The organism is Thermus thermamylovorans (assembly GCF_004307015.1).
GTDB classification, from domain to species: Bacteria; Deinococcota; Deinococci; order Deinococcales; family Thermaceae; genus Thermus; species Thermus thermamylovorans.
The window spans coordinates 36,406-52,911 of sequence record NZ_SIJL01000008.1 but is presented as its reverse complement, the minus strand read 5'-3'; the positions used below and the strand labels follow the sequence as shown (position 1 = coordinate 52,911).

The window sequence follows — 16,506 nt, the reverse complement described above, 5'->3', positions numbered from 1 at the left end:
GGGGGGAAGGCCTTTAACCCCCACCAGGGCTTTAGCGGCGCATGGGACGGCGGCTATGGGCGGGCGCCTCGGGCAGGGCTTCCACCCGCCGGGCCCGCTCCAGCTTCACCCCCGGCACCTCGGCCAGGCGGGGGAGGTCCTGCGGGCGCAGATCCACGTAAAGGGCCTCCTCTCCCTGGGCGATCTTGCCCACCTCGAGGCCCCTCTCCTTCAGCAGGGCCACGAGCCGGGGCAGGGTGAGCCTGGCCCCTGTGGCCCTGAAGGTGAGCCAGCCCTCCTCCCCGGTGAGGAGGCTCTTCTCCCTGGGGGCCCCGCCCAGGAGGAGGGCCATGAGGGCCGCCACCACCTCCACCCGCCCCTCGGCGAAGAGCCTCCCGGCGAAGTCCAGGTAGAGCTTGTAGTCCCGCTCCGGCACCCGGGCGAGCCGGGCCAGGAGGTGGTGCCACTTGGCCTCCAGGACTTCTTCGGGTGTAGGGGGGTTTACCCGCCGGAAGGTACGCCCCACCGCCCGTTCCAGCTCGGAAAGCTCCCGCCTTTCCCGAGGTCCGTAGAGGATCACCACCTCACCCCCCCGCCCCGCGCGGCCCGTGCGCCCGGAGCGGTGCTGGTAGGTCTCCGGCCGGTCGGGGAGGCGGTGGTGCACCACCAGGTCCACCTCGGGGATGTCCAGGCCGCGGGCGGCCACGTCCGTGGCCACCAGGACCCGCACCTCCCCCTCGCGGAAGGCCCGCATCACCCTTTCCCGGTCCGTCTGGGAGAGGTCGCCGTGGATGGCCCGGGCCGGATGGCCCAGGCGGAGGAGGCCCGTGGCCACCTCTTCCGTTTCCGCCTTGGTGCGGGTGAAGACGATGGCCCGCTTGGGGGCTTTCACGTAAAGGAGGTCGGAGAGGAGGGAAAGGCGGTCCCCAGGGGCGGGCACCGCCTCCTCCTGGTAGGTAACCCCCTCCTCCCGCACCACGTTGATGACCACCGGGGCGCGCATGTAGCGCTCGGCGAGCCTCCTGGCCCAGGAGGGCAGGGTGGCGGAGAAGAGGAGGGTCTGGCGCTCAGGGGGCGTGGCGGAAAGAAGGGCCTCCACCTCCTCCTCAAAGCCCATGGAGAGCATCTCGTCCGCCTCGTCCAGGACGGCGATCCGCAGCCGGGAGAGGTCCAAAACCCCCTGTTTCAGGTAGTCCAGGGCCCGCCCGGGGGTGGCCACCACCACGTCTGCCCCCCGGAGGAGCTCGTCTTTTTGCTTGCCGTAGCCGGTGCCCCCGTACACGGTGACCACCTTGAGGTGGGGGGCCACCGCCTGCAGCTCCCCGGAGACCTGGAGGGCCAGCTCCCGGGTGGGGGTGAGGACCAGGGCCCTGGGGGGGCGGCCCCGCTCGGAGGAGGCCTCGAGGCCCTGGGCGATGGGCAGGGCAAAGGCCAGGGTCTTGCCGGTGCCGGTGCGGGCCTGGCCGATGAGATCCCTGCCCTCCAGGGCCAGGGGCAAGGCCGCCGCCTGGATGGGGGTGGGGGCGGTGATGCCCCGCCGCAGGAGGGCTTCCTTGATCTCGTCCTTCAGGGGAAAGTCTTTGAACTCCATGCTCTCTCGCTTCCCGGGCCCCACCCGCGCCCAAGGAGGAGGGGTAAAGCCCGTAAACCTTCTAAGCTTAGTGAACTAGAGCACGAATGTCAAGGGGATGGCCTCCACCGCCTCCCCCTCCCGCACCTCTTGGTCCGGAGGGATCACCACCAGGGCGTTGCCCAGGGCCATGGAGCGGAGCACCCCGCTCGACTGGTTCCCCGTGGTGCGCACCACGAGCTCTCCCTCAAAGGAGAGGATCCCCCGGCGGAAGACCTTCTTGCCCGCTGCCCCGCGGAAGGGGGTGAGGGCTTTGGCCCTAAGGGCGCGGTAAGGGGGCTCGGTGCGCCGGAGGAGCCTGTAGAGGAAGGGTCTCCCGTAGAGGAAGAAGGTCACCATGCTGGACACCGGGTTCCCCGGCAGGCCCAGGACGGGAAGCCCGTCCAGACGGGCAAGGAGCAAGGGCCCCCCGGGCTGTTGCTTCACCTTCCAGAAGAGGACCTCTCCCCGCTCCTCCAAGACCTTGCGCACCACGTCGTACTCCCCCATGGACACCCCCCCCGAGGTGAGGAGGAGGTCCAGCCGCCCCGCCCCTTCCAGGCGGGCGAGCACCCTTTGGGGCTCGTCCTCCACCTTGCCCAGGAGGACCGGCTCCCCCCCCGCCTCCCGCACCAGGCCCAGGAGACTGTAGGCGTTGGAGTTGTAGACCCCACCATAGGGCAAGGGCTCTCCCGGCTCCACCACCTCGTCCCCGGTGGAGAGGATCCCCACCCGGGGAGGGCGGAAGACCCGCACCTGGGGGTGGCCCATGGCCGCGGCCAGGCCGAGCCTGCCGGGGGTGAGGAGGTCCCCCCGCCGGAGGTAGACCTCCCCCCGCCTGAGGTCGTCCCCCTTGGGCCTTATGTCCTTGGGGCTCGCAGGGGCGAAGAGGAGGACCTCGTCCCCCTCCCTCCGGGTGTCCTCCACCCGCACCACCGCGTCCGTCCCCTCGGGGATGGGGGCCCCCGTGTAGACCGCCACTGCCTCGCCCGGCCCTACCCGTCCCCTGAAGGGCCTCCCCGCGGGGGACTCCCCGATCACCCGGAGGCGCGCCGGGCTTTCCCGGGAAGCCCCTAGGGCGTCCGCCTCCCGGCAGGCGTAGCCGTCGATGGCGGTGTCGTCCTGGTCGGGGTGGTCCGCCAAGGAGGCCAGGTCTTCCGCCAGCACCCGGCCCAGGGCCTCCCCCAGGGGAAGCTCCTCCACGCCGGGCTCCCCCCGGGCCTCGGCTAGGACCAGCTCCAGGGCCTCTTCCACGCTGAGGTTCGCCCGCATACCCCCAGTCTAGGCCAGGCGGGAAAGGTGCAAAGCCCCCGCCCCCACCGCTTCCCGGGAGCGGGGCAAGGGCCAGGCCGTCCCCAGGCTATGCCCCCTTGCGCAAGGGGCGGACACCGCCTTGGCCCAGCGCCTTGGGTCCCATTCCCTACCCTAGGGTCTGCCCTGAGCCTCCGCGGGGGCCCTGCCCTCTTCCCCAAGACCCCGGAGGCCCCGGAAGGCCCAGGGCCAGAGGGCGATGCCGAAGGCGTAGAGGGCCAAGGTGGCGGCGAAGAGGTAGTGGAAGGCGGCGAGGCCCAGGGCCTCCTGGAGCAGGCCGGAAAGGGCGCTCCCCAGGGCGAAGAGGAGGCCCCAGAGGGCGGCCTCCACCAGGAAGAAGCCGGGGCGCTCCCCGTCCTCCAGGTAGTCCATGACCAGGGCGGCGTAGACGGGCCCGGCGGCGTTCATGAGGGCCCCCCGCACCAGGAGGGCCAGGGTGACCAGGGGCAGCCAGGGGGCCCAGGCCAGGATGGCCAGAAAGGGCAGGGAGAGGGCCTGGACGAAGACGATGGCCCCCAGCTTCCCCAGGCGGGCCGCCAGGAGGGGCTGGAGGAGCATGGCCACCCCCGTGGCCAGGGCGGAGAGGGCGAAGATAAACCCCGTGGCCCCGTAGCTGAGGCCGAACCGCTCCCGCAGGTAAAGGTTCAGAAAGGGGATGACCAGGCCCGCCCCGAAGCCGATGGTCACCTGGGGGAGGAAGAGGCGGAACCAGAGGCCAAACCGCCCCCGGAGCCGGGGAGGCTCCCCCCGGCCCTCGGGGAGGCCCAGGAGGAAGGGCAGGGCCAGGAGGAAGAAGGGCAGGGCGAAGAGGAGGACCCACCGCGCCCCGAGGGCGTCGGAAAGGAGGCCCGCCAGGAGGGTGGAGAAGAAGCCCGTGGCCGTGGTGAGGGCCGCCTGCAGGCTGAAGAGGAGAACCCGCCTCTCTGGGGGCACCAGCCGGGCGAGGAGGGGGGCCGCCGCCCCCTGCAGGAAGGCCCCGGCCAGGCCGTAGAGGCCGAGCCCAGGAAAGACCCAAAGGCCCAGGCCCAGGAGGAGGCCGCCCCCCACCGCCAGAGCCAGGGCGAGGCGGAGGCTTCTGAGGTAGCCCAGCCGGGGGATGAGGTAGGCCAGGGGCAGGGCGAAGACCACCCCCGTGAGGAGTAGGAGGGCCTGGGCCAGGCCAATGGCCTGGCGGCCAAAGCCCAGGGCCTCGAGGTGGAAGTTGAGGAAGAAGTAGACCAGGTTGGCCCCGAAGGACCAGAAGGCGCTGGCCAGGAGGAAGCGGTGGGCGGGCGCGGCGAGGATGCGGTCCATGGAAGGTCCCTCGGCCGGGGGGCTACCCCTCTTGGCGGCTCGGGCAGTGGGGGGCCAGGGGGCAGGCGGGGCACCTGGGCCTCCTGGCGGTGCAGAGGTAGCGCCCGTGGAGGACCAGGGCGTGATGGACGAAGACCTGGTCTTCCTCGGGGAAAAGCCTCTCCAGCTCGGCCCCGATCCCCTCCGGAGTTTTGGCCCGGGAGAGGCAGAGCCTTTTGGCCAGGCGGGCCACGTGGGTGTCCACGGCGATCCCCGGCACCCCGAAGGCCGCTCCTAGGACCACGGTGGCCGTCTTCCAGCCCACCCCGGGCAGCTCCATCAGGGCCTCCTTGTCCCTGGGCACCTCCCCCCCGTGCGCCTCCAGGAGCCTCCGGGCCAGGGCCACCAGGTTCCTGGCCTTGGTGCGGTAGAGGCCGATGCGCCTTATGTAGGGCTCCACCGCCTCCGGGGTGGCCTCCGCCAGGGCTTTGGCGTCGGGGAAGCGGGCGAAGAGGGCGGGGGTGGCCTCGTTCACGCTTTTGTCCGTGGCCTGGGCGGAGAGCACCGTGGCCACGAGGAGTTGGAAGGGGCTATTGTGCCGGAGCTCGGTCTTCGCTCCGGGGTAGGCCCGCTTCAGGGCCTCCAGGATGGCGAGGGCCCGCTCCCGCTTCTCCTTGAGCCCCTCCCTAGGACAGTCCACGCCCCCCAATCTACAACGGCCCCCGCGCCGGAAGCCTGGCCTGGGCGCAAAAGGGGCCCCGGGGAAAGAAGGGAGCGAACCCCGGCGCGGGAGGGTATCAGTAGGCCCGGGCGAAGACCACCCGCCTGCCGTAAGCGGCAGGCCTCCCGCAGCGCACGCAAAGGCCCTCCTCCGGCTCGGCTTCAAAGGGCACGCAGCGGGTGGTGGCGGTGGTCTCCTCCTGGATGGCCCGTTCGCAGGCCCGGTCCCCGCAGTGGAAGGCCAGGGCGAACCCTTCCCCCACGGCCTCCTGGAACTCCTCGTAGGTGTCCACCCTGCGGATGTGGGCCTCCCGGAAGTCCAGGGCCCTCTGGTAGAGGGCCTGGTGGAAAGCCTCCAGCCTCTCGGGCAAGAGGACGGGAAGAGCCCCCAGGGAAAGGCGCTCCTTGCCCCCCAGGCGGCTGGCCAACACGGCCTCCCCCGCCTCGAGGTCCTTGGGGCCGAGCTCGATGCGGAAGGGCACCCCTTTGAGCTCCCACTCGTGGAACTTGTACCCCGGGGTGTGCTGGTCCCGGTCGTCCAGGTGGACGCGAAGCCCCGCCTGGAGGAGGCGCCTCTTGAGGTCCAGGGCCGCCTCCAGCACCCGCTCCCGGCTTTCCTCCCGGTAGATGGGCACGACCACCACCTGGATGGGGGCCAGGCGGGGGGGAAGGATGAGCCCCCCGTCGTCCCCGTGGGTCATGATGATGGCTCCGAGGAAGCGCCAGGAAAGGCCCCAGCTGGTGGTGTGCACGTACTTCACCTGGAGGTCTTTGTCCTGGAACTTGATGTCAAAGGCCCGGGCGAAGTTCTCCCCCAGGTAGTGGCTGGTGCCCGACTGGAGGGCCTTGCCGTCTCGCATCATGGCCTCGATGGTGGTGGTGTAGACCGCCCCGGCGAACTTCTCCTTCTCGGTCTTGAGGCCCTCGATCACGGGAAGGGCGGCGTACTCCCGGGCCAGCTTGGCGTAGATGCCAAGCATCCTCCGCACCTCCTCCTCCGCCTCCTCCCGGGTGGCGTGGGCGGTGTGCCCCTCCTGCCACAGGAACTCGCTGGTGCGCAAGAAAGGCCTCGTGCGCATCTCCCAGCGCACCACGTTCCCCCACTGGTTCAAAAGCTGGGGCAGGTCGCGCCAGCTCCGGATCCACCGGGACCACATGTAGCCGATCACCGTCTCCGAGGTGGGGCGCACCGCCAAGGGTTCCTCCAGCTCCTCCCCCCCGGCGTGGGTGACCACGGCGAGCTCCGGGGAAAAGCCCTCCACGTGCTCGGCCTCTTTCCTCAGGAAGCTCATGGGGATGAAGAGGGGGAAGTAGGCGTTCTGGTGCCCCGTCTCCTTGAACATGCGGTCCAAAACCCCCTGGATGTTCTCCCAGAGGGCGTAGCCGTAAGGTCGGACCACGATGGTGCCCCGGACCGGCCCGTAGTCGGCGAGCTCGGCTCGCTGGATCACCTCGAGGTACCACTCGCTGAAGTCCTGGCTTTGCGGCGTGAGGCCCTTCTCCTTCGCCATACCCGCCCATCTTACCCCAGGAGAGGGGGCCCTCCCCACCCCCGGTAAAATGGCCCCATGGACCTTTTCCCGGTTCTAAGGGAGCTGCACCAGAAGAGCGAGGCCAAGATCCTCCTGGTGGTTCTGGACGGGGTGGGGGGCCTCCCCCTGGAACCCGGGGGGCCCACGGAGCTGGAGGCCGCCAAGACCCCCAACCTCGACCGCCTGGCGGCGGAAAGCGCCCTGGGCCTCCTCACCCCCGTCCACCCGGGCCTCACCCCCGGAAGCGGCCCCGGCCACCTGGCCCTCTTCGGCTACGACCCCTTCCGCTACGTGGTGGGCCGGGGGGCCCTGAGCGCCCTGGGCCTGGGGGCAGACTTCCGCGAGGGGGACGTGGCCCTAAGGGGGAACTTCGCCACCTTGAGCCCGGAAGGGGTGGTCCTGGACCGCCGGGCGGGGCGGCCCAGCACCGAGGAGAACGCCCGGGTGGTGGCCAGGCTGCGGGAGGCCATCCCCCGGATAGAGGACGTGGAGGTGCACTTCTATACCGAAAGCGAGCACCGCTTCCTGGTGGTCCTCCGGGGGGAGGGGCTAGGGGACGGGGTGACGGACACCGACCCCCAAAAGACAGGGCTTCCTCCCCTGGAAGCCCAGGCCCTGGACGGGGCCTCGGCCAAAACCACCCGGGTGGTGAACCTGCTTGCCGAGCGCATCCGCCAGGTGTTGCGGGACGAGCCCAAGCTGAACGGGGCCCTCTTCCGCGGGGCCTCCGGCAAACCCGCCTTCCCCAAGGTGGGGGAGGTCTTCGGGCTGAAGGCGGCGGCCATCGCCAGCTACCCCATGTACCGGGGCCTCGCCGCCCTGGTGGGCATGGAGGTTCTCCCCGTGGAGGGGGAGGGGGACGCCCACGAGGGGAAGCTTGGGGCCCTCAAGGAGAACTGGGAGCGCTTCGACTTCTTCTACCTGCACTTCAAGAAGACCGACGCCAAGGGGGAGGACGGGGACTTCTGGGGCAAGGTGGGGGAGGTCGAGCGCTTTGACGCCCTTCTTCCGGAAATCCTTGCCCTAAAGCCGGACGTTCTGGCCCTCACCGGGGACCACTCCACCCCCGCCCTCCTAAGGGCCCATTCCTGGCACCCCGTGCCCCTCCTCCTCAAGGCCCCTCACCTGCGCGAGGACGAGGCCCGGCGCTTCACGGAGGGCGAGGCGCAGAGGGGAAGCCTCGGGCACCTCCGGGGGGTGGAGCTCATGCCCCTCCTCCTGGCCCATGCGGGGAGGCTCCTCAAGTACGGAGCCTAAAATGGGGCTATGCTCCGGTACCGCATCCGGGTGGAGGAGTTCCTGGCCCTCGCGGAACGGGCCCCGGAGGGGGTGCGTCTGGAACTCCTGGACGGGGAGGTTTACGAAATGGCCCCCATCGGCAGCGGCCACGCCAGCCTGGTCACCTACCTGAGCAAAACCCTGGAAAGGCTCTACGGGGAGCGGGACCTGGTCTACGTACAAAACCCCTTGCGCCTCTCCTCCCACTCCCTGCCCCAGCCGGACCTCGCCCTGCTCCGGCCCCGGGAGGACTTCTACCGGGGAAAGCTCCCCGAAGGGGAAGACGCGCTTTTGGTGGTGGAGGTAAGCTTTTCCACCTGGGAGCTGGACTATGGGGTGAAGCTCCCCCTCTACGCGGAAGCGGGCATCCCCGAGGTGTGGCTTGTGGCGGAGGGGGAGATCCTGGAGGTCTTCCGGGAACCCAAGGGGAAACGCTACCGCCACCGCCTTCTGGTGGAGCGGGGAGAGGCGGTGGCTCCCCTCCTCCTGCAAACCCCCCCGTTCCTCTGGAACCCCCCTAAAGGTACCCCGCCCGTCTGAGCTCCTCCGCCACCGCCTCCAGGAGGCGCCTGTAAGCCTCCTCCAGGTCCACCCCCTCCAGGGTGGCCCCGGCGGCGGGTACGTGCCCGCCACCCCCCAGCCGAAGGGCGATGTTCTGGGCGGAAACCCCGCCCCGGGAGCGCAGGGAGACCTTGACCCCCTCCCCCCTGCGCCGCAGGTAGGCGGCCACCACCGCCCCCTCGGCGTAGCGGATCACCCCCACGAAGCCGTCGGCGTCCTCCTCGGGGAGGTCCAGGCCCTCGGGCAGGTGGGCGGTGACCAGAAGCCCCCCGTAGTGGAAGCCCAGGGTGGCGAGGACCGCCGCCAGGGCCTTGAAGTAGGCGGGGGAGCGGTACTGCAGGCGGTCGGTGATCTCGGAAAGGCGCACCCCGGAGGCGAGGAGCTCCGCCGCTTTGCGCAGCACCTCGGGGGTGGTGTTGCCGAAGCGGAAGTTGCCGGTGTCGGTGAGGATGCCGGTGAGCACAGGGGTCGCGATCTCCTCCGTCCAGGCCACCCCCAGGAGGTCGATGAGGTCTTTCACCATCTCTGCGGTGGCCGCCTTGGAAGGGTCCACCACCGCCAGGTGGCCGAAGCGGGGATTGGTGCCGTGGTGGTCGATGTTGACCACGAAGCCCTCCAGGGGCACCCCCGCCACCCGGCTGGGGTCGGCGCTGTCCAGGACCACCAGGGTGGCCCCCAGGGGGAGGCGCTCCAGGGGGGGCGTGTACTCCTCCTCCTGGGCCAAAAAGCGCAGGAAGCGGGGGGGCTCGGCCACCCAGCGGGCCTCCTTGCCCAGGGCCTTGAGGGCCCGGTATAGCCCTAGAGAGCTCCCGATGGCGTCCCCATCGGGGTCCACGTGGGTGGCGATGTAGATGGGGCCCTCCACCGCCTTCAGGACCTCGGCCACCAGGCGCAGCTTCTCCCCGTACTTGGGGTCGGGGACGTTCCCGTCCATAGGACCTACGGTATCACGCAAAGGGATCGATCGCCGATGGGCAGGGGCTCGAGGGGGTGCGCCCTTGTGAACGGAGTGGAGTTCAGGCGAAAGGCGGGGAGGGCAAAGGGTGTCGGGCCACCAGACGGTCCATCAGGGCGGCGTACTCGTACCAGTCCACCTCCAGAAGGTGACGGGGGCTTTGGGCGTACCGGCGCCGGTGGGCCTCCCACATCCTCCGGGCCTCCTCCTCCGCATCCGGAGGCAACCGGTAGCTCCCCTGGATGTACCGGGCCACCAGGGCCGCCTGCTTCTCCGAGAGGTTCCACAGGCAACCGTTCGGCTGGATCAGCCCCAGGAAGACCAGCGAGGGCTCGTCCAGGTGGAAGATATGCAGGTAGAGACGGCGGACCTTTTCCCCGGCGGGGACTAGCTCAGGGGGCAGGTAGGGGAAGTCCACCGCGTACCCTGTGGCCCAGATCAGGGTGTCGTACTCCCCGGAGGTGCCGTCGACAAAGTGGACCCTCTGCCCCTCCAGCCGGGCGATGCCCGGCCGGACCCGGATACGGCCGTGGCGCAGGTGGTAGAGCAGCTCGCTGTTGACCAGGGGATGGGTGTAGAAGAGGGGTTCTTGGGGTTGGGGCAGGCCGTAGCGCCCCCAGGGCCCCACCAGGAGGCGGAGGAGCAAGCCAGCCAGCAAAGGACGCAGGGGCCGGGGAAGGGGTGCCACCAGGCGGCGGTAGAGGGCGTCGGTGGGCTCCCCGAAGAGGCTGAACTTGGGCAGAACGTGGTAGCCCCGCCTGAGGGAAACCTCCACCGCGCTGGCCGTGCGCACGGCGTCCACGGCGATGTCCGCGCCGGAGTTGCCCAGGCCCACAACCAGGACCCGCCGGTCCCGGAGCTGGCAGGGGTCCTTGTAGGCGTGGGCGTGGTAGCTCTCCCCCAAAAATTGGCCCGGATAGCTGGGCAGGAAAGCCTTCCAGTGGTGGCCGGAGGCGGCGATGAGGTACCGGCCCCGGTAAACCCGCCCGCTTTGCGTGCGCACCTCCCACACCCCTTGGCAGCGGCGGGCCTCCTGCACCGCCTCCCCGAAGCGGATGCTCCCCAGCAGGCCGAAGCGCTCAGCGTAGGTGCGGAAGTAGCGCCGCACCAGGGAGTGGGGCAGGTAGTCGGGCCAGTCAGGGGGAAAGGGATGCCCCTCCATCTCCGAGCAGGCCTTGGAGGTGATGGTCACCAGGGTGCGGTAGGCGCTGGAGTGGCCTTCGGGGTCCTCCTCGTAAAGCCAAACACCCCCCACGTCGTGCCGCTTCTCCAAGGCCAGAGCCGGGAGGCCGGCCTCCTTAAGGCGGCGAAGGGCCGCCAGGCCGGAGGGGCCCGCCCCCACCACCAAAGCCTCCCACACGGACATCCCTCTGCCCTTACCTCTAGCAGGACCCGGCGGCCGGGTCAACCGGCCTGGCCCGCAAGGGCTGAGGCCCCTCAGTAAAAAAGGTGCTCCGGACGGTTCCGGCCTAGCACCTCTAGGACCTGGCGCAACCGATCCGGGTAGTCGGTGATGAGGCCATTGGCCCCCAGGCCGATGATCCGGTACATGTCCTCCACCTCGTTGACGGTCCACACGTGGAAGGCCAGGCCTTGGCGCCGGGCCAGCCGGGCCAGGCCAGGGTTGGCCACCCGCAAGGGGCCGTGCCACTCGGGCACCTGCAGGGCCTCGGCCACGGGCGGGGCGAAGGCCGCAAGCCCCAGCCGCTGGAGCACCACCAGGCGCAGGGCCTCCCCGGAGGCGTGGCCGGTGGGAATCCCGGGGGCCAGTTCCCTGACCCGGCGGATCACCTCGTCGTGGAAGGAGGCCAGCACCACCCGGTCCCGAGCCCCCATGGCGTCCACCACGGCTAGGACCGCCTCGGGCATGCCGGGGGCGTTCTCCTTGATCTCGATGAGGAAGCGGGCCTCGGGGAAGGTGGTGAGCACCTCCTCCAGGGTGGGCACCCGCACCCCCCGCCCACGCCAGGGGTAGGTGAAGCCCCCATCGGGGGTGAACCGGTAGCCCGCGTCCAAGCTCTGGAGCTCTTCCAGGGACATCCCACCCACCCGGCCCTGGCCGTCGGTGGTGCGGTCCACGGTCTCGTCGTGGATCACCACCACCACCCCGTCCCGGGTGCGCCAGACGTCCAGCTCCAGCATGTGGGCTCCCTGCTCCAAGGCCGCCTGAAAGGCAGGCAGGGTGTTCTCCGGAGCCAGGGCCGGCGCGCCCCGGTGGGCGATGATCATCACCCCCTCGGTCTGGAGGACGGGGGGAGGGGACACGGGGGGCACCGCCAACCGGACATAAAGGGAGCTGGCCACCACCAGGCCCAGAACCAGGGCGGCCGCCCCCACATAGGGGCGCAGGCGCCGGCGGGCCCCAGCGTCCACAGGGGGAACAGGTGCCTCCCCCGCCAGGCCCCAGCGGCGGAAGAGGGCGGGGGCCCCCAGAGCCACCCAGAGGGCGATCAGGCTGTAGCCCAGCACCGCCGGAAGGCCCACGGGCACGAAGGCCACGTGCAAGGCGATGAGGGCGAAGAACCCCAGATAGCCCACAGCCAGCTTGAGGGCCTGCTGCCCCAGGGGCACCCGTTCCCGGTAGGCCACCAGGTGGCCCGCCACCAGGTCGGCGGCGAAGAACCCCAGGAAAAAGCCCAGGATCTGCTCGGAGGTGCCCGTCTGGTAGAGGGGGTAGAGGAGCAGGGGAACGGCCACCACCAGAGCGAGGCGCTGCCCCAAGGAAAGCCGGGCCCCAAAGGAACGGGCGAGGAGCCAGCGGAAGGCCAGGACCAGGGCGAGGCCGATGGCCAAACCCCCCAGCACGTCCGCGGGGAAGTGGACCCCCAGGTAGAGCCGGGAAAGAGCGATGAGGAAGATGAGGGCCACGGCCAGGGCGGTGAGCCACCGCCGGCGGAAGGCGGCGGCCAAATACCCCCACAAGGTGGCCGCTCCCTGGGCGTGGCCCGAGGGAAACCCCGGGCTGGGCTCGGCCACCAGGTGGCGCACCACCGCGGGGTCGGGCCGGGGCAGGGTCAGGTACTCCTTCAAAAGACCGTTGAGCCACATGGAGGCCAGGAACACCCCCGCCAGCTGCCGTCCCACCCGCCGGTCCACCGCCCAGTAGACGAAGGGCAGGATGAGCATGTAGGCGTAGTGGTGGCCCAGTTGGGTGGCGAGGAGGAAAAAGGCGTCCAGCCAGGGCCGGGACAAGGACTGCAGGGCCAGGATGAGCTCATATCCCCACACGGGGCCTCACCGTCCTTCCCCCCGGGGGGGGCGAGATCACGAGGGGCGGCCAGAGGGAGCACCCGGCAAGGGGCCGGCCTACCCGTGGTCTTCCCCCGGGTTTTCCCCACCCTACCCGCAAACCGGGCGGCCAGCAAGGCCGGGCCTCGAGGGTGCCCGCGCGCTCCCCCCCGCCCTCAGGGGGAGGCACGCCGGCCCGCGCACCCTTTTGGAACCCCGTCGCGGCGCAAGCCACGGCGGGGTGCTCAGAGGTTCCACCCCCCCGCCACCTCGAGGACCTGCCCCGTCACGTAGGGCTCCCCCACGAAGAAGAGCACCGCCCGGGCGATCTCCTCCAGGAGGGCCAGCCGGGCCATGGGGATCTCTTGAAGGGGCTTGGACACGGAGTTTTCCGCCACCCCCGGGGCCACCACGTTGGCGGTGATCCCCGCCTGGGCAAAGCGCTTGGCGATGGCCTTGGTGTAGAGGATCACCCCCGTCTTGGCGATGGCGTAGGGGGTGATGTGGGTCCGGGCCAGGAGGTTCCCCGCCCCGGCGTAGCCCAGGTTCACGATGCGGCCAAACCCCTGGGCCACCATGAGGGGGAGGACCTTCTGGGTGAGGAGGAAGGTGGCGGTGAGGTTGGTGTCCAGGATCCAGCGCCACTCCTCGAGGCTCACCTCCTCGATGGGCTTGTGGAGGTAGTCCCCCACGTTGTTCACCAGCACCCCTACCCCGCCCAGGTGGTAACGCACCTCCTCCACCAGGGCCAAGACCTCCGCCTCCCGGGTGAGGTCGGCCCGCACCTTGATGGCCCTCACCCCCAGGGCCTCCGCCTCCTTGCGGGTGGCCTCCGCCAGCCCTTCCGAGGTGCGGTAGTGCACCGCCACGTGGTAGCCCTCCTTGGCCAGGGCCAGGAGGATGGCCCGGCCAATGCCCTTGGCGCTACCGGTGACCAAGGCGGTCCTCATGCTCCCTCCAAGTACCGCTCCAGAAGCCTCCGGGTAAAGGTGTTCAGGGGGAAGGCAAGCCCCGCCCCGGGCTCCACCCAGGCCCATTCCAGGATCTCCTCCCCCGGCCGCACCTCCCCTTCCCCCAGGGCAAAGTAGTTGAAGAGGAGCATGTGGATGGGCTTGTGGAACTCTTCGCTGAAGATGGCCTCCTGTACCAAAGCGAGGCGTACCCCTCGAAGCTCCAGGCCCACCTCCTCCCGGAACTCCCGCCGCAAGGCCTCCTCCAGGCCCTCCCCCCACTCCACCTTCCCCCCGGGCACCCCCCAAAGCCCCCGCCACTTGGCTGTGCGCACCAAAAGCACCCGGCCCGCCTGCTCCACCAGGGCCCCTACCGTGGGGATGGGATAGCGCGGACGATCCTCCATACGTACCAAAGCCCAAGGTACAGGCCCTGAAGCAGGACGAAGGTGAGGTAGGCCCCAGGCTGGTGGAAGACCAGGAACACCCCCAGGAAGAAAAGCTGGGTGGAAAGCCCCAGGTTCACCACCCCCACCAGGGCCCCCTCGTCCCAGAAGCGGAAAGGGTCCAGGCGAAACCGGGTTTGGAGGAAGCGCTCCAGGGCGGTGATCCCCCGGTCCTGGGGCAGGAAGAGGAGGCGGTAGATCCCCCGCAACAGGCGCAGCAGGCGGCTTTCGGGGTCGCGTGGACCCGATCCAGGAGGGAACCCCCGGGCCTCCTTATAAAGCCGCTCCAGGTTGAAGTCGTAGGACTGGACCAGGGTGAAGACCAAAAAGGCCAAAAGGGCCAGGCCCCAGGCCCCGGTGCGGGCTCCCAGGGCCCAAAAGAGGAACCCGTTGCCCAGGACGTCCAGCTCCGTGTCCAGGTAGCGGCCCATTTCGGAAGCCTCTCCCCGCAGGCGGGCCAGCTGCCCGTCGGCGTTGTCCAAGGTGGTCTTGAGCTGCAGGAGAAGGGCAGCGGGGAGGTCATGGCCCAAAGCCAGCAGCCAGGCGGCCAGGAGGGTGAGGGCGGTGTGGAAGAGGACCAGGTGGTGGGGCCTAACGCGGGTGCGGTACAGCAGGAGGACCACCAGGTGGGCCAAGGGGCGGAAGACCAGGACGTTAAGGAACTCCTGTACCGGCCTTTCCTTGGCTCCCGGCACCATGGTCAGTCCTGGATGTGGGAGAGCACCCGGGCCACCACCGCCTCGAGGCCCATCTCGCTGGTGTCGATGACCAGGGCGTCGGGGGCAGGGGCGCTTTGCCCCCGGTCCCGCTCGTCCCGCAGGAGGAGGTCCCTTAGCACCTCCTCGTAGGCCTGGGGCCGCTCCTTGGCCCGCCTTTCGGCCCGCACCTCGGGGCGGGCGGTGAGGTAGAACTTGTGCGGCGCCTCGGGGAAGACCGCCGTCCCCATGTCCCGCCCCTCGGCCACGAAGGGGGGAGGCACCTCCTTGAGCCTCTCGTTCACCCAGGCCCGCACCCCCTTGTGGCGGGCCACCCGGGAGACGGTGCGGTCCACCTCGGGGGTATGGAGGAAGGGGGTGAGGTCTTCCCCATCCGCCAACACCCGGTTGCCCGCCCTCTCTGGGAGAAGGCGTACCCGAGAAACCGCCAGAAGGGCCAAAAGCCCCGCCTCGTTCCCCGGGTCCACCCCCGCCCGCAAGGCCAGATGGGCCGCCGCCCGGTAGAGGAGGCCGCTGGAAAGGTAGGGCACCCCCAGGGCCTCCGCCACCCGTCTGGCCACGGAGCTCTTCCCCGAGGCCGAGGGCCCGTCGATGGTCACGATGCCCCGCATAGCCGCCGGAGGTCCCCGAAAAACCCCGGGTAGGAAATCTCCGCCCACCCTGGTTCCCAAACCCTCACCCCCACGGGGAGGCCGGCCACGGCGAAGGCCATGGCGATGCGGTGGTCGTGGAAGGGTTCCACCTCCCCCCTTCGCACCCCACCGCCCCCGATGCGGAGCCAGTCCGGCCCCTCCTCCACCGCCACCCCCAGGGCGCGGAGGTTGTGGGCGATGGCCTGGACCCGGTCCGATTCCTTCACCCGGAGCTCGGCAAGGTTCGGGATGTGGGTCTCCCCTTCCGCCCAGGCGGCGGCGGCGGCCAGGATGGGCACCTCATCCACCATGAGGGGGATGAGGGCGGGGTCCACCTGGACCCCCTTCAGGGGACCATACCGGGCCCGCACATAGCCCACGGGCTCCCCCCCCTCCCCTTCCAGCACCCGCCACTCCAGATCCGCCCCCATGGCCTTCAGCACCTCCAGGAGGCCGGTGCGGGTGGGGTTCAGGCCCACGCCCTCCACGGTGACCTCGGAACCCGGGGTGACGAGGGCCGCCACCAGGAAAAAGGCCGCCGAGGAGAAGTCCCCGGGCACGGTGAGGTCCTTGGCGGGGAAGGGCTCGGCCCTCCGGGTGCGGATACGCGGGCCCTCGGTCTCCAGGGGAAGCCCAAAGTGGCGAAAAAGCCTTTCCGTGTGGTCCCGGGTGGGGATGGGCTCCACCACCTCCGTGACCCCTTCGGCGAAGAGGCCCGCCAGGAGGAGGGCGCTTTTCACCTGGGCGCTGGGGACGGGGAGGGTGTAGGCGATGCCCCTTAGCCCCCCGCCCCGCACCGCCAGGGGAGCCCGCTTTCCCCCCTCCCGCCCATCGATCTCGGCCCCCATCTGGCGCAAGGGCTCCACCACCCGGCCCATGGGGCGGCGCCTGAGGGAAGCGTCCCCGGTGAGGACGGCGAAAAGCCCCTCCTGCCCCGCCAGGAGACCCAGGAGGAGGCGCATGAGGGTACCGGCGTTGCCGCAGTCCAGAACGTCCTCAGGCTCCCTGAGGCGCAGGCCCCGCCCCCGCACCCGGAAGTGGGGTCCCTCCTCCGCGATCTCCGCCCCCAGGGCCTGAAGGGCCCGGGCGGTGGAGAGGGTATCCCCCGCCTTCAAGGGGTGGAGAAGCCTCCCCTCTCCCTCGCTCAGGGCCAGGAGCATGAGCCCCCGGTGGGTGACGGATTTGTCCCCCGGTACCCGCAAGCTCCCCCGCAAGGGGCCGCAGGGCTCGAGGTCCAAGAAGGGGCGGTCCATGCCCCCTAGTCTTGGGGGGCAAGGGGGCTTTGGTCAAGGGTGGTCCCCGCCTACAATGGAATCC

At 70.3% G+C, this 16,506-nt stretch carries 15 protein-coding genes; 2 read left to right on the top strand and 13 right to left on the bottom strand.

Annotation, left to right across the window (positions count from 1 at the left end; translation table 11 throughout):
* Window positions 1-31: 31 nt before the first annotated feature.
* The 5 genes from ETP66_RS07365 to proS all read right to left on the bottom strand — a co-directional run bounded on the left by ETP66_RS07365 (window position 32) and on the right by proS (window position 6,402).
* The gene (locus tag ETP66_RS07365; protein ID WP_201738500.1) at window positions 32-1,570 is read right to left on the bottom strand and encodes a DEAD/DEAH box helicase; all 1,539 of its coding nucleotides are present in this window, start codon (window positions 1,568-1,570) and stop codon (window positions 32-34) included.
* A gap of 75 nt (window positions 1,571-1,645) precedes the next feature.
* On the bottom strand, window positions 1,646-2,860 hold the full coding sequence (locus ETP66_RS07360) for a molybdopterin molybdotransferase MoeA (protein WP_130841993.1): 1,215 nt from the start codon (window positions 2,858-2,860) through the stop codon (window positions 1,646-1,648).
* A 153-nt stretch (window positions 2,861-3,013) separates the two neighbouring features.
* Entirely contained in the window at window positions 3,014-4,192 is a 1,179-nt protein-coding gene (locus ETP66_RS07355; protein WP_130841992.1) for an MFS transporter, read from the bottom strand.
* 22 nt (window positions 4,193-4,214) lie between these two features.
* Window positions 4,215-4,880: an endonuclease III gene (gene nth / locus ETP66_RS07350; protein WP_130841991.1), complete on the bottom strand. Its 666-nt coding sequence runs from the start codon at window positions 4,878-4,880 to the stop codon at window positions 4,215-4,217.
* An 88-nt stretch (window positions 4,881-4,968) separates the two neighbouring features.
* Window positions 4,969-6,402: a proline--tRNA ligase gene (proS, locus tag ETP66_RS07345; RefSeq protein ID WP_130841990.1), complete on the bottom strand. Its 1,434-nt coding sequence runs from the start codon at window positions 6,400-6,402 to the stop codon at window positions 4,969-4,971.
* A 57-nt stretch (window positions 6,403-6,459) separates the two neighbouring features.
* Between proS and ETP66_RS07340 the strand changes: the two genes are divergently transcribed.
* Complete coding sequence (locus tag ETP66_RS07340; RefSeq protein WP_130841989.1) at window positions 6,460-7,680, top strand: 2,3-bisphosphoglycerate-independent phosphoglycerate mutase; 1,221 nt, start codon at window positions 6,460-6,462, stop codon at window positions 7,678-7,680.
* A gap of 9 nt (window positions 7,681-7,689) precedes the next feature.
* The gene (locus ETP66_RS07335; RefSeq protein ID WP_130841988.1) at window positions 7,690-8,241 is read left to right on the top strand and encodes a Uma2 family endonuclease; all 552 of its coding nucleotides are present in this window, start codon (window positions 7,690-7,692) and stop codon (window positions 8,239-8,241) included.
* Here the strand turns inward: ETP66_RS07335 and ETP66_RS07330 are convergent.
* From ETP66_RS07330 to aroA, 8 genes are all read right to left on the bottom strand, one after another.
* Window positions 8,219-9,196: a DHH family phosphoesterase gene (locus ETP66_RS07330; RefSeq protein WP_130841987.1), complete on the bottom strand. Its 978-nt coding sequence runs from the start codon at window positions 9,194-9,196 to the stop codon at window positions 8,219-8,221. The genes ETP66_RS07335 and ETP66_RS07330 overlap by 23 nt on opposite strands.
* A gap of 82 nt (window positions 9,197-9,278) precedes the next feature.
* A complete protein-coding gene (locus ETP66_RS07325) occupies window positions 9,279-10,583 on the bottom strand; it encodes a flavin-containing monooxygenase (RefSeq protein WP_130841986.1) in 1,305 nt (434 codons plus the stop codon).
* Window positions 10,584-10,654: 71 nt separating this feature from the next.
* Window positions 10,655-12,445, bottom strand: coding sequence for a glycerophosphodiester phosphodiesterase family protein (locus tag ETP66_RS07320; RefSeq protein WP_201738499.1), 1,791 nt, complete (start codon window positions 12,443-12,445; stop codon window positions 10,655-10,657).
* Between the two features lie 245 nt (window positions 12,446-12,690).
* The gene (gene tmpR, locus ETP66_RS07315; RefSeq protein ID WP_130841985.1) at window positions 12,691-13,395 is read right to left on the bottom strand and encodes a bifunctional dihydropteridine reductase/dihydrofolate reductase TmpR; all 705 of its coding nucleotides are present in this window, start codon (window positions 13,393-13,395) and stop codon (window positions 12,691-12,693) included.
* On the bottom strand, window positions 13,392-13,802 hold the full coding sequence (locus tag ETP66_RS07310; protein WP_130841984.1) for an NUDIX domain-containing protein: 411 nt from the start codon (window positions 13,800-13,802) through the stop codon (window positions 13,392-13,394). Before ETP66_RS07310 ends, tmpR begins: the two co-directional genes overlap by 4 nt.
* Complete coding sequence (locus tag ETP66_RS07305) at window positions 13,766-14,539, bottom strand: CDP-alcohol phosphatidyltransferase family protein (protein ID WP_130841983.1); 774 nt, start codon at window positions 14,537-14,539, stop codon at window positions 13,766-13,768. Before ETP66_RS07305 ends, ETP66_RS07310 begins: the two co-directional genes overlap by 37 nt.
* Window positions 14,540-14,541: 2 nt before the next feature.
* Window positions 14,542-15,168: a (d)CMP kinase gene (gene cmk, locus ETP66_RS07300; RefSeq protein WP_130841982.1), complete on the bottom strand. Its 627-nt coding sequence runs from the start codon at window positions 15,166-15,168 to the stop codon at window positions 14,542-14,544.
* A complete protein-coding gene (gene aroA, locus ETP66_RS07295; protein ID WP_130841981.1) occupies window positions 15,153-16,442 on the bottom strand; it encodes a 3-phosphoshikimate 1-carboxyvinyltransferase in 1,290 nt (429 codons plus the stop codon). The genes cmk and aroA overlap by 16 nt, the downstream gene beginning before the upstream one ends.
* Between the last annotated feature and the right edge of the window lie 64 nt (window positions 16,443-16,506).

What these genes read in the sequence shown, in the direction of transcription:
- ETP66_RS07365 (WP_201738500.1), bottom strand. Translation starts at nt 1,570, where the DNA reads ATGGAGTTCAAAGACTTTCCCCTGAAGGACGAGATCAAGGAAGCCCTC.
- ETP66_RS07360 (WP_130841993.1), bottom strand. Translation starts at nt 2,860, where the DNA reads ATGCGGGCGAACCTCAGCGTGGAAGAGGCCCTGGAGCTGGTCCTAGCC.
- ETP66_RS07355 (WP_130841992.1), bottom strand. Translation starts at nt 4,192, where the DNA reads ATGGACCGCATCCTCGCCGCGCCCGCCCACCGCTTCCTCCTGGCCAGC.
- proS (WP_130841990.1), bottom strand. Translation starts at nt 6,402, where the DNA reads ATGGCGAAGGAGAAGGGCCTCACGCCGCAAAGCCAGGACTTCAGCGAG.
- ETP66_RS07340 (WP_130841989.1), top strand. Translation starts at nt 6,460, where the DNA reads ATGGACCTTTTCCCGGTTCTAAGGGAGCTGCACCAGAAGAGCGAGGCC.
- ETP66_RS07335 (WP_130841988.1), top strand. Translation starts at nt 7,690, where the DNA reads ATGCTCCGGTACCGCATCCGGGTGGAGGAGTTCCTGGCCCTCGCGGAA.
- ETP66_RS07330 (WP_130841987.1), bottom strand. Translation starts at nt 9,196, where the DNA reads ATGGACGGGAACGTCCCCGACCCCAAGTACGGGGAGAAGCTGCGCCTG.
- ETP66_RS07325 (WP_130841986.1), bottom strand. Translation starts at nt 10,583, where the DNA reads ATGTCCGTGTGGGAGGCTTTGGTGGTGGGGGCGGGCCCCTCCGGCCTG.
- tmpR (WP_130841985.1), bottom strand. Translation starts at nt 13,395, where the DNA reads ATGAGGACCGCCTTGGTCACCGGTAGCGCCAAGGGCATTGGCCGGGCC.
- ETP66_RS07310 (WP_130841984.1), bottom strand. Translation starts at nt 13,802, where the DNA reads ATGGAGGATCGTCCGCGCTATCCCATCCCCACGGTAGGGGCCCTGGTG.
- ETP66_RS07305 (WP_130841983.1), bottom strand. Translation starts at nt 14,539, where the DNA reads ATGGTGCCGGGAGCCAAGGAAAGGCCGGTACAGGAGTTCCTTAACGTC.
- cmk (WP_130841982.1), bottom strand. Translation starts at nt 15,168, where the DNA reads ATGCGGGGCATCGTGACCATCGACGGGCCCTCGGCCTCGGGGAAGAGC.
- aroA (WP_130841981.1), bottom strand. Translation starts at nt 16,442, where the DNA reads ATGGACCGCCCCTTCTTGGACCTCGAGCCCTGCGGCCCCTTGCGGGGG.